Origin of the sequence: Streptococcus sp. HMSC056C01 (assembly GCF_001811305.1) — a bacterium.
Lineage (GTDB): Bacteria > Bacillota > Bacilli > Lactobacillales > Streptococcaceae > Streptococcus.
Genome location: NZ_KV804195.1, coordinates 60,339 through 72,285 on the forward strand (window position 1 = coordinate 60,339; position 11,947 = coordinate 72,285).

An 11,947-nucleotide genomic window follows, 5' to 3' on the forward strand; every position below is an offset into this window, starting at 1 on the left:
TCAGAAAAAGTTGCCCAAAATTAGGACAACTTTTTTGCTTATACTCAATGAAAATCAAAGAGCAAACTAGGAAGCTAGCCGCAGGTTGCTCAAAACACTGTTTTGAGGTTGTGGATAGAACTGACGAAGTCAGTAACACATATACGGTAAGGCGAAGCTGACGTGGTTTGAATTTGATTTTCGAAGAGTATTATTCAAAGACAAATTGATTGTGATACAGTTCGGAGTAAAAGCCTCCAAGCTTGAGTAATTCGTGATGATTTCCTTGTTCGATAACCTCACCATCCTTAAGGACAATAATCTGATCGGCATTGAGAATGGTTTTTAAGCGATGGGCAATCACAAAACTAGTTCTTCCTGCCACGATAGCTTCCATGGCATTTTGAATCTTGCTTTCTGTTACAGTATCAACGTTTGATGTTGCCTCATCTAAGATTAACACCTGTGGATCTGTCATCAAGGTACGAGCAATAGAAATCAACTGTTTTTGACCGGTTGAGAAGACGCTCTGGTCATCATTAATCAAAGTATCATACTTATCTGGCAAGCTTTCGATGTAGTCATGGATATGCGTAGCCTTAGCAGCTGCTTCTACCATTTCCTGACTGGCATCTGGTACACCAAATCGAATGTTGTCCCGAATAGTTCCACTAAACAAAACAGAATCCTGTAGAACAATTCCCACCTTACTTCGCAAACTGTCTAAATCAAACTCGCGAATATCTGTTCCATCAAAGCTGATACTACCTGCATCCACATCATAAAAACGATTGATGAGGTTCATAATGGTTGTTTTCCCTGAACCTGTCGGACCAACTACCGCAATCATTTTCCCTTTTGGAGCTGAAATGCTAACATCTTTCAAAATCGGTTTCCCTGGGAGATAGGAGAAGTCTACGTTACAAATCTCCACACCATCTTTTAATTCGCTAAAGACTGGAGCATCTTGAGGACGAATTTCTTCCTCTGCATCAAACATTTCTTGGATACGGTCTGCACCTGTAAAGGCTAGTTGCAAACTTCCCCAGCTCGCCGCTAATTGGATAATGGGTTGGTAATACTGTTGCGAAAACTGAGTAAACATGACAATCAAACCAAGTGCAGTTGCTGTCTCGATACTCTGATCATTCAATAATACAGCTGAACCAACAAAAATAACTACTGCTGTATTGACCAAGCTCATCCCGTTCATAACAGGAAAGAGAATTCCTGAAAACATTCTGCCCTTGAAAGTGGCCTTTCGAACCCGTTCATTCTGCTCGACAAAACCAGCAATCACATCTTCTTGAATACCTTGAACGATAACGGCTTTTTGTCCAGAGATACTCTCATCCATATAAGCATTGAGCTTCCCAACTTCTTTTTGTTGGAGGTTGGTATATTTCCGCGCTAGCTTCAGGATAAAGAACAACATGATAACAGCTATTGGAGTGCTGGCAATTGTGATTAAAGCCAAGGTGATATTTTTTGCAAACATGACAATCAGCAAGCCAATATAAAGGGCAATGTTGGTCATAACAGACACCAGGCTTTCGTTAAAAGCTTGGAGAATATTATCCAAATCACTGGTAAAACGTGACAGGATATCACCATCTTGATGGCGGTCAAAGAAGGAGACGGTCAAGCGAGAAAGCTTGCCAAAAAGTCCCTTACGCATTTCATTTGTTGATTCGGCAATAATCCTGCTCATCAAGACCATATAGATGAGACTCGACACTACTAAAACTATCAAAATATAAGCAAGATTAATTAGGAGTCCCAAGAGACTTTGCCAAACCATATCTGAATTTCCATTTTGATAGGCTATAACCAAATTGGCTAGTTCTGTGACTGTTTGACCTGCAAATACTGGAAAGAGGGCTTGTGCTACCGTTGCAATGATAATCATAGCAATAACAACGACAAAGGATATCTTGTAAACTTTAAAATAGTTCCAAAAAAATTCAAATGTCTTCATCCTACTCCTCCTTTCCTTTTTGCGTTTCGTAAATTTCACGATAGACTGGGTTTGTTGCAACCAAGTCAGCGTGTTTACCTTGACCAATCAAACGACCTTGGTCAAGCACTAAAATTTTATCAGCATGAACAACAGAGCTAATTTTTTGCGCGATGATAATCGTAGTCGTACCCTTCAAGTCCTTGTTGAGGGCTTCTTGGACCAAACGTTCTGATTTGGCATCAAGGGCGGAGGTTGAATCATCAAAAATCAAAATCTTAGGATTACTAACAATCCCACGCGCAATGGACATCCTTTGTTTTTGTCCACCAGAAAAGTTGGTTCCACGTTCCTCAACCGGACTTTCAAAGGCTAAGTCCATACGACTAATAAATTCACTCGCCTGGGCGATACGAGCTGCGCGTTCCATCTCTGAAACTGTTGCATCTCCCTTTCCTTGTCTGAGATTATCTGCGATGGTTCCACTAAAGAGAATGGCTCTTTGTAGGACGATAGAGACTGTCTTGCGAAGCGTCCCTTCACTAACTGTCCGAATGTCCTTTCCTCCAATCTTGATAGAACCTTGTTGAGGATCAAACAGTCGTGGAATCAACTGAGCCAAGGTTGATTTACCTGCACCGGTTGCTCCGACAACCCCAACCATCTCACCAGCTGCGATATCAAAGGATACATCTTTTAGGATAGATTCTTCATCATTTGGATAGGTGAAGGTTACATTTTCAAAACTAAGACTTCCTTCCAATTCTTCATCTTCCACATCCTTGAAGGTCATAGCCGGTTCTGTATCCAGGATTTCACGAATACGACGGAGGGAAATCATGGCACGAGTGACTGAATTCCCCAAAAATCCGACCATAACGATGGTAAAGATAATCTGACTCAAGTAGTTTACAAATGAAGCAATGGAACCAACGACTGATGGATCTGACTCTGCCATACCTGCTACAAGCCAGATTGAGAGAAAAACAGCCCCATACGAAATCAACATCATTGCAGGTTGCATAACAGAAAAGGCATAACCAATATAAAGGTTTTCTCCCAGCAATTCATCTGATACTTGCGTAAACTTATTAAATTGATCTTTTTCTCGGACAAAAGACTTAACCACGCGCACACCACGTAAATTTTCTTTAGCAATGGCATTGATACGCTCCAATAAGGTCTGGAATTTTGCAAAGCGTGGTCCCATCATCCCCATCATAAGACCTGTCATAGCAACGATCAAAACGACCATAAGAACCAGCACCCACCATAGAGAAGGTAGGGTGACAACTGCTAGAATAAAGGAACCGATAAACAAAAGTGGTAGTCGAAAGAGAATTTGGAAGGTCATCATAACGACGTTTTGAATCTGGTTGATGTCATTGGTCATACGAACAACAAGATTCCCTGCGTTAAATTCCTCAATATTGGCGTATGAAAAAGTTTGAATCTTACGAAAGGCATCTTCCCGTAAGTCTGACGAAACTCCTTGAGCAATATAGGCGGCTAACACAACATTGATACCACCTGCAATCAAACCAATCAAGGCAACAAGGATTAACCAAAAACCAATATGATAAATAGCTTCATTATTACCAGTTAGCAGTGCCTCCAAAACTTCCTGCAAATAACGCGGTTGCAGGAGTGAACTCGTTACCATTAGACCTGTCATAATTAAGGAAGCTAGAGCCTGCCATTTATAGGCTTTTATTTTCTGAAACAGCATATTTCCCCCTTCTAAGATAGACAAAAGGGAACGACAACTCTGTCAGTCCCTTCTTATGCTTTCATGTTGATGCTATTCTAACAAAAAAGAATGCTATTGTCAAAGCACTCAACTCTTACAAGCTTGTGCAATGACGACATCAGCATTCTATTGAATCATCTAAAACATCTTCTAATTTAAGTAGAGAATTTTTATTGTTTTGAACTAGCTTGCTCTTCTAACTTAGCTCGTCCAATTTCACGGTAGCTACGGTCGCCAACAATCTTGACTGAGAACTGACCATCTTGGTACTCAAGAATCGTCACACTTCCATTATCAAGGCCATGTGGATGCATTCCGTTGATTAAATAAACAATGGTTCCAATAGTCATTCCATGGCTGACTACGAGAGCATTTCCTCCCCCATTAGCTTCCATTTCCTTAGCAATGGCTTCAAAACCTTCCCAGATACGCCCACTTAGTTTTTCCCAGCCTTCAGCCCAGCCTGCTGTATCCACTTCTACCAGACCTTCAGCTAGCTCCGCGTAGGATAAACGATGCACATGATCGACATTAAAAATACGAGGAATAATCCCCATAAATAAGTCCCCATCATAAGCACCATCAAAACTACCAAAGCACCATTCACGGATTCGCTTATCCATACGATAAGGAATTTGCCCTGTTAAACCTAGTTCCTCAAGGATAATTCCCATAGTCTGAATGGTCCGCCCAGAGTCGCTTGAATAAGCACGCTCAAATCTTAAACCAGACTCACGCAAGCCAATCCCCAATTCATGAATGCCTCGTTCCCCTTCAGCTGTCAGTGGAGTATCACTCCAACCTTGAGCACGACCAATCGTATTAAACATTGTTTTCCCATGACGTACTAGATACAATTTTACACTTGACATTTTCCGTCCTCCATATGTATCTATTATAGCATGATTTCGTGCAAAAGCCTTGTCCTAACCCACTGAGTCCAACATCACCACTTAAACTAGATTTTATAAATCTGATAATCTATGTCTTATTATTCTTTGAAGGAGCAACTTTAGATGGCTCGGTGGCCTCTTTTTTAACCTCTTCTTTTTTCTTCTCGCTTTCTTCTTTTGACTTTTTTTCTGTTTTCTTCGTCTTATCGTCGGTCTTTTTCAAAGGTGGAAAACGAAATTCAAATTGATTTTTCCCAGTGTCAACAATCGTTGTAAAACCCTTTTGGTCATTACGATAAGTTGTCTTTCCTGCATTAAATGACTGCTGACCACTCTCAGAACTAGCTTTTTCATAGGTCCTCTCAGCCATTGCAAATGCAAGGAGTTTTTCTTTATTGAGGGCATAATCCTGATGATGAGCCACTTGTCGATTTAGATAAAACTGCAACAAGAGACTAAAAATTCCAGCAATAGTAACCGCGTAAAGGAGAACTCCAGCTCTAACTTTTTTCTTTTTCCACACGATAGATGAACTCCCTCTCTAGTCCCTTTTCAAACTGAAAATTAAAATGAACATTTTGCCCGTTTTTGTAAATATGAGCTGATTTCAGACCGTAAACCATGGGTTGATAACCACGTCCACTGGCATCTGTTTTTCTAAAATCATTTGACTTTGATTTTCCCATGGAAATGGGGTTCCCATCCTGTTTGAGGTAAAGTCTATCATTCTCCACTTTTTCAAATTGGGCTCGATTCAGCTCTGCTTCCAGCTGATCCACAAATAAAAGCCATTCTTTTTGCTCACTTTTCTGCTGGTAGCGAACTTCTGAAACCAAGAGTTGGCTCATAGATTGAAAAAGAAGCAAACTCCCACTAATCACAATAAGAGCAACCAGGGATTCTAAAAGTGTAAAAGCTCTGACTCTACTTATCTTGAATCGCCAGTAATTTTTCAGTTCCATGATACACCTCCAAACCTCGCTCATTCGAGACAACATGAACTGTAAGCCCATTGACAGTCAACTGCTTTTGTCCAGTCTGCAAAGCCATACGAGCCACTCGCAAAACTTCTTCCCGTTCTAATAGTCTTGCTTCCTGTCGTCTACTTTCTTGAATCTGCCCTAACAAGAGGGTTGCAATACTGGCAAAAATAGCTAGTGAAATCACTGCCTCCAGTAAAATAACCGCCTTAATTTTTTGCTTCTTGAATACGTTTAATCTTTCCATTTCCTAGATATAGTTGGTAGCGAACTACTTCTTTCCTTGTTTGAAATCTCACACTTGCAAGAGACGAATTTCCTCCAGCCTTATCAAAGGTGATTGACTGATTGGACTGTAGTTGAATTCCTTTTGGAATGGCTAATTTCTGATAGCCATTTCCAATACTTCTCTCTTCCAAAATCAAGTTGATCTTCTGCTGACTAGCCAGACTTCGCTTCTGAGTTTCCCGATAAAGTTCCTCAAACTCCATAAAGAAAATTTGTTCTTCCACAGCCGCAAAAGTTGATTGAACTGAACTTGACAAACCCAAGGCTAACAGACTGACTATCCCTAAGACCAATAAACTTTCTAACATAGTAAAAGCCCTAATCCGCAACTGTTTGACTTGTCTTTTGTTTTGCATGGTATTCCTTATAGGCTTTTGCTTGCTCAGCAGTGATGCGTCCATCTGCCTCTAGTTTACTTAGACTAGCATCCTCATTTTTATCTAGAGTATAGAGTTCAGCTTGGCTTTCTACCACCTTGACGACTGCTGCTTTCCCCTTGTCATTCACTGCATCCTTTTGCTTAGTTAGGTTTGGCACAAACAGTAAGAGTAGGACACTAATGATGAGCAATACGACTAGCATTTCTACCAGTGTGAACCCTTTTACCTTAGCTTCTTTTAATTTTATCATCATTTTTTTCATCTAAAAATTTACCTCCATATTTTGATACATAGGCAGCAACATAGCTGCGTACAATAAAACGATTAGCAGAGCTACAAAAATAAAGACCAGGGGTTGAACTAAGTTCATAGTACGATTAACTCGAGTAAAGAATGCCTCCCAAGTTTTTTCCGCATAGATTTCCAATTCGCTCCCCAACTTGGACTTGACCTCTCCATATTCAATGATTAGTCCCAACTCTCTTCTAAAAAAAGGATAATCCTGCACAACCATAGAAAATTCATACCCATTTTGCAAGGACAGGGATAAATCATGTCCGATTTCCTTAAAAAGAGGATTGCCTTGCTCCTGCATCATCTGGAAAATCTGTGACAACTCTAAACCTTGTCCAATCATATTGCCCCATTCCCGAGCATAATAGGCCGTCAGATAATATTGAATAAACACACCTAGAAAGGGGATTCTAGCTAGAAAAGAAAAGACTTGTATCTTCCTAGATTTTCTGTAGAAGACCAATCCCGTTAAAGATGCTAGACTTAACGCTAGAACAATCCCAAGAAAAATTTGTGGTAGGTTGCTAATCACTAAGGTAGCTATGTTACTACTATCCAGTTGGGGCAAGAGATAATTTCGCAACCCCAACATAATGAGCAGTAAGAAAGCTAACAAAATGATTGGATAGGTCGCAACTTCGATTAACTTTTTCTTGACCTTAGCAAGATTATCAAGATACTCCTCAATTTTCCCTAAACTCAAATGAAGATTCCCATGAACTTCAGCTAAGGAAAGTTGCGTGACAATTGAACTTGAAAAACCTAAAGTCCCCATCATTTCCGAGAAGGATTTTCCCTGAGAGAGCCCTAGACGCATCTGCGATACATATTCCTTTTCCAACAAGAGACTTCTATCTAAAAAGGAAATGATTTCTACCAGATGAAAACCACTGGAAAATAAATTGTTAAAGAGTGTGATGATTTTCTTCTGCTTACTGGTAGCTAATTTTCTCCGTTTCAGCTTGAAGGGCAGTGATATGTCCTTCTTTAAGAAGCTGGTCAATTTGTCTATTCCACTTTTCTGCCTGGTGTTCTTGGTAATTTTTGTTTGCAAAATCAATAATTCCTCCTCCTGCGATTAGTCTCTGATAACAAACACCTTGTAAAACAACTGCAAGTTCATCTTCACTAACACCAAGTTCTAAGAGGCGCTCATAAACCCCACGAACACTCTTGGCATGGATTGTCGAGAATACCGTGACACCTGTCAGACTAGCTCGTACAACGGCACGGGCTGTTTCACTATCTCGAATTTCTCCAATGATTAAAAGATCTGGACGATGTCGTAGGGAAAGTTTTATCAAGTTCTCATAGCTAAGTCCGATAGCTTCATTGAGCTGTAATTGTAGCATTTCTTCTTGCTTAATTTCTACTGGATCTTCAATGGACATGACCTGTTGTCCCTTAAACAATGACTTAGCTAATTCATGCATCAAAGTAGTTTTGCCACTTCCTACGGGGCCTGCAAAAAGATAAAGCCCGCGTTGCCTAAAGCCCTTTTCCAGTTCTATAAGGTCCTGAAACCAGAAGCGCAACTCTTGTTCTTGATCATGCAAAAGTCGGATTACTAGACTCTCATGACCACGATAATCTCCCACCGTCGATAAACGTAATGAAGAAACCTTGTCTCCATGCTGATAATCACAGGAACCAAGCTGACTACGGCGTTTTTCTCCAACGTTCATCCCCGCAATAAACTTAAAATGACTAATGACAGCCCCCAACTTTTCAAAGTCATAGGTGTTAATCAAATGTCTCTCATCTCCAACTCGCATATGTAGCTCATAAGACTTTTCTTTAGGAACAAAATAGATGTCCTGAGCTCCTTGTTTTTTAGCTAGTCTAATCAATTCTTGTGCAAGTGTTTGTACCATATCTTCCTCCTCATTCTTATTATTCGAAGAAAATATAAAAAAGAAGAAACAACTTCATTAAAAAGTTGTTTCTTCTTTTTTTATGCGACAAGTACGGTGGATTTCTAAACCAGTCTGCTTTTCGTAACCAGGTCTAAATTTTTCATCAGGAATGACTTGACCATCTTCCAACAAAGCCAAGGAATGATATTGCTGAAGAAATTCATCGCATTCTTCACACCAGCGTTTATCTTCTGGATCCCAAAAAATAGTCATCAAGTCTCCTCTACTTTTGTAAAGGGGAATCTCCTTTTCTAACTCAAACCAACAAGACTTATAATATTTCAAAGCATCATAATAGTTATCAAATTTTTTGCTCGCAATGACGTCGTCTTCCCAGCCTTCTATAAACCACCACGGTTCAAAATCTCCGTACATTTTTATAACTCGATACATAGTTTAACTTCCTTTGTACCGTATATTATAGCGAAATTTTGAGAACAATGAAAGAATTTTGCTCATTTTCACGAATTATATAACATTTTCAAAAAATCCAGCTATTCAAAAACGAATAACTGGATTTAAAAACAAGATTAGCCTTCTGAAATATCGTTTTCAATAATCACTTTAATCGCATGATGATCGGCGGCCTTACTAAATACTTCATAGGCCTTTTCTATTTCACTAAGTTTGAAATAATGAGTTACCAATTTTTCAGGTTCAATTTTATGACTTTCTAAGGCTTTCAAAAGCTGAGGAGTTGTATTGGTAGAAACCAATCCAGTAGTAACATTAATGTTACGAATCCAAAGAGTGTCCAAATCAAACTGAACTGGTTTACCATGCACACCACAGTTGGCTACTGTTCCGTCTACACCGATAATCTTTTGACAGAGATCAAACGTTGCAGGAATTCCTACCGCCTCAATAGCGACATCTACACCTCGACCATCTGTCAAATCATAAATTTCTTGAATTGCTTTTTCAGGGTCTGAAGAATTAATCTTATGAGTAGCACCGAAAGAAACTGCAGTATCCAAGCGATTATCGTCTAGGTCCACCATAATCAATTTAGCTGGAGAATAGAATTGTGCCGTCAAGAGAGCTGCCAATCCAACTGGCCCTGAACCAACGATAGCTACACTACAACCAGGCTCAACTTTCCCTTTTAAGACACCAATTTCATAGCCAGTTGGCAAGATATCAGATAACATAACCAAAGCTTCATCAGACAAGTCAGCTGGAGTATGATAAAGAGTATTATCAGCATGAGGCACACGAAGATATTCTGCTTGCATACCGTCAATCAAATGTCCAAAAATCCATCCACCCTCGTCTTCACAGTGAGCATAGATTCCTTTTTTACAATAGTAACACTTGCCACATGCACAAACGCAAGAAATCAAAACCTTATCACCCTTTTTGAAGTTTGAAACTCCTGCTCCGACTTCCTCTACAATACCAATTCCTTCATGTCCTAGGATAGTTCCACTCTTACAAGCAGGAACATCCCCTTTAATAATATGAAGGTCTGTACCACAAATAGTAGTCTTAACGATACGCACAATAGCATCTGTTGGCTTACGAATAACTGGTTTGTCAACATCAACAAATGACGCAAGGCCTGGTTTAACGTAAGTATAAGCTTTCATAAGCAATCCTCCGCTTTTTTATTTGTATTATTTATATCATGATTGTAAGCCTTTTCAATATAAAAATCAAGTAATTTGTGAAATAAATAACAAATTTATTTAAAAAAAGAAGAAACGAAAATCGTTTCTACTTTTTAGATTATGCTTGATAACGTTTTTCACCATCTAGATAAGTTGCTACTAATTCCAAATCTTTATCTAACACGATAAAGTCTGCATCGTAGCCTTCACGAATTTGTCCACAGACGTCATCGATATGAACTGATTTAGCTGGGTTCAGACTAGCCATCATGACTGCCTCATGAGGATTTGCAATTCCCCACTCAACGACATTTTTCAAACCATCTTTAAGTTTGAGAATGGATCCTGCCAAGTTACCTGTAGATTTAAGGCGAGCAGTTCCATTTGCAACTACAACCGGAAATTCACCTAACATATAATCTCCATCTTGCAAACCACCTGCTGTCATACAGTCAGTGATAAGGGCAATATTTTCAGTTCCCTTTTGTTTAAGAAGAATTTCGCAAGCCTTAGGATCCACGTGATGACCATCACAAATCAATTCTGCATAAGTATGTGGTAACTCATACATAGCACCAACCATTCCAAGTTCGCGGTGTGTTAAGCCACGCATTCCATTATAGGCGTGAACCCATACACTAGCTCCGGCATCAACAGCTTTTTTAGCTTCATCAAATGTAGCATTAGAGTGACCCAGAGCAACAGTTACACCTTCACCAGTAATAGTACGTACAAAGTCCTCAACCCCATCACGTTCAGGTGCAAGAGCAATTTTATTAAGAAGACCATTAGCAGCCTTCTGCCAAGCGCGGAACTCATCCATACGTGGATCTTTCATATAGGCAGGATTTTGAGCCCCCTTAAATTCTTCGGTGAAGTAAGGTCCTTCAAAATAAATACCACGAATCTTAGCACCAGATGCTTCTTGATAGCGTGCACCAATGTTTTCAGTAACAGCCAGCAATTGTTCGTATGATGAAGTTAGTGTAGTTGGTAGGAAACTAGTAACACCTGTGCTAAGAAGACCTTCACTCACCGTATGAAGTGTACCTTCGATATTATTATCCATAACATCCACACCACCAAAACCGTGAATATGTGTATCAACGAGACCAGGTGCGATGCTATAACCAGAATAATCTAAAATTTCAGCATCCCCAGAAATCTCTTCAACATGCTTACCAAACTTACCATCAATAAGTTCCAAATAACCTCCACGACGAATACCATGTGGATAGAAAAATTGATCAGCTTTAATATACTTAGGCATAATGATAACCCCCTTAAGAAATAATCTACTATTTATTATGTCAATTACATTATAAACCTTTCAAAACAATTTGTAAATGGTATAGACCTTTTTTAGTGAAATTTTAATAAATTATTCAACAAAAAAGACAAGATCCAAAAACCTTGTCTTTAATACTATACCGGCGGCCGGGGTCGAACCGGCACGTCCTTGCGGACACTGGATTTTGAGTCCAGCGCGTCTGCCAATTCCGCCACGCCGGCAAATAGTAACTGGGGTAGCTGGATTCGAACCAACGCATGAGGGAGTCAAAGTCCCTTGCCTTACCGCTTGGCTATACCCCAATAATATAAAATAGGCGAGTGATGGGGATCGAACCCACGCATGCCAGAGCCACAATCTGGTGTGTTAACCACTTCACCACACCCGCCATAATTTTAAAACACGGGCAGTAGGAATTGAACCCACACTGAAGGTTTTGGAGACCTTAGTTCTACCTTTAAACTATGCCCGTAGTTAAGGTTATGGAAGGGGAGGGATTCGAACCCCCGAACCCGAAGGAGCGGATTTACAGTCCGCCGCGTTTAGCCTCTTCGCTACCCTTCCAAAATATTTAAATGGCGCGAGACGGAATCGAACCGCCGACACATG

General features: G+C 39.9%; 13 protein-coding genes and 5 tRNA genes. All 18 read right to left on the reverse strand.

From position 1 onward, the window contains the following. Positions 1-190: 190 nt before the first annotated feature. Positions 191-1,957, reverse strand: coding sequence for an ABC transporter ATP-binding protein (locus HMPREF2795_RS04350; protein ID WP_075228321.1), 1,767 nt, complete (start codon positions 1,955-1,957; stop codon positions 191-193). Position 1,958: 1 nt separating this feature from the next. Then, positions 1,959-3,665: an ABC transporter ATP-binding protein gene (locus HMPREF2795_RS04355; RefSeq protein ID WP_000898795.1), complete on the reverse strand. Its 1,707-nt coding sequence runs from the start codon at positions 3,663-3,665 to the stop codon at positions 1,959-1,961. A 191-nt stretch (positions 3,666-3,856) separates the two neighbouring features. Next, a complete protein-coding gene (locus HMPREF2795_RS04360; protein WP_045762724.1) occupies positions 3,857-4,558 on the reverse strand; it encodes a histidine phosphatase family protein in 702 nt (233 codons plus the stop codon). A gap of 109 nt (positions 4,559-4,667) precedes the next feature. After that, positions 4,668-5,102 carry a competence type IV pilus minor pilin ComGG gene (comGG, locus tag HMPREF2795_RS04365; protein WP_000265637.1) on the reverse strand — a complete coding sequence of 145 codons (435 nt, stop codon included), beginning with the start codon at positions 5,100-5,102 and terminating at the stop codon, positions 4,668-4,670. Beyond that, complete coding sequence (gene comGF / locus HMPREF2795_RS04370) at positions 5,080-5,541, reverse strand: competence type IV pilus minor pilin ComGF (protein ID WP_000421119.1); 462 nt, start codon at positions 5,539-5,541, stop codon at positions 5,080-5,082. The genes comGG and comGF overlap by 23 nt, the downstream gene beginning before the upstream one ends. Next, entirely contained in the window at positions 5,504-5,806 is a 303-nt protein-coding gene (gene comGE, locus HMPREF2795_RS04375) for a competence type IV pilus minor pilin ComGE (protein WP_000440497.1), read from the reverse strand. Before comGE ends, comGF begins: the two co-directional genes overlap by 38 nt. Next, the gene (gene comGD, locus HMPREF2795_RS04380; protein ID WP_033586838.1) at positions 5,769-6,203 is read right to left on the reverse strand and encodes a competence type IV pilus minor pilin ComGD; all 435 of its coding nucleotides are present in this window, start codon (positions 6,201-6,203) and stop codon (positions 5,769-5,771) included. Before comGD ends, comGE begins: the two co-directional genes overlap by 38 nt. Then, positions 6,166-6,489, reverse strand: coding sequence for a competence type IV pilus major pilin ComGC (comGC, locus tag HMPREF2795_RS04385; RefSeq protein ID WP_000738601.1), 324 nt, complete (start codon positions 6,487-6,489; stop codon positions 6,166-6,168). Before comGC ends, comGD begins: the two co-directional genes overlap by 38 nt. Beyond that, on the reverse strand, positions 6,490-7,533 hold the full coding sequence (comGB, locus tag HMPREF2795_RS04390) for a competence type IV pilus assembly protein ComGB (protein ID WP_261675677.1): 1,044 nt from the start codon (positions 7,531-7,533) through the stop codon (positions 6,490-6,492). It abuts the gene before it with no gap. After that, entirely contained in the window at positions 7,454-8,395 is a 942-nt protein-coding gene (comGA, locus tag HMPREF2795_RS04395; RefSeq protein WP_075228322.1) for a competence type IV pilus ATPase ComGA, read from the reverse strand. Before comGA ends, comGB begins: the two co-directional genes overlap by 80 nt. A 57-nt stretch (positions 8,396-8,452) precedes the next feature. Then, positions 8,453-8,830 carry a DUF1033 family protein gene (locus HMPREF2795_RS04400; protein ID WP_007555701.1) on the reverse strand — a complete coding sequence of 126 codons (378 nt, stop codon included), beginning with the start codon at positions 8,828-8,830 and terminating at the stop codon, positions 8,453-8,455. Between the two features lie 137 nt (positions 8,831-8,967). Next, positions 8,968-10,026, reverse strand: a complete 1,059-nt coding sequence (locus HMPREF2795_RS04405; RefSeq protein ID WP_000649456.1) for a zinc-dependent alcohol dehydrogenase family protein — start codon at positions 10,024-10,026, stop codon at positions 8,968-8,970. A 139-nt stretch (positions 10,027-10,165) separates the two neighbouring features. After that, positions 10,166-11,317: an N-acetylglucosamine-6-phosphate deacetylase gene (gene nagA, locus HMPREF2795_RS04410; protein ID WP_001127315.1), complete on the reverse strand. Its 1,152-nt coding sequence runs from the start codon at positions 11,315-11,317 to the stop codon at positions 10,166-10,168. A gap of 158 nt (positions 11,318-11,475) precedes the next feature. Continuing rightward, positions 11,476-11,559, reverse strand: a tRNA-Leu gene (locus HMPREF2795_RS04415). 9 nt (positions 11,560-11,568) lie between these two features. Further along, positions 11,569-11,640: transfer RNA gene (locus HMPREF2795_RS04420), tRNA-Gln, on the reverse strand. A gap of 13 nt (positions 11,641-11,653) precedes the next feature. Beyond that, a tRNA-His gene (locus HMPREF2795_RS04425) sits at positions 11,654-11,726 on the reverse strand. 13 nt (positions 11,727-11,739) lie between these two features. After that, positions 11,740-11,810, reverse strand: a tRNA-Trp gene (locus HMPREF2795_RS04430). Positions 11,811-11,821: 11 nt separating this feature from the next. Further along, a tRNA-Tyr gene (locus tag HMPREF2795_RS04435) sits at positions 11,822-11,902 on the reverse strand. Positions 11,903-11,947: the final 45 nt, after the last annotated feature.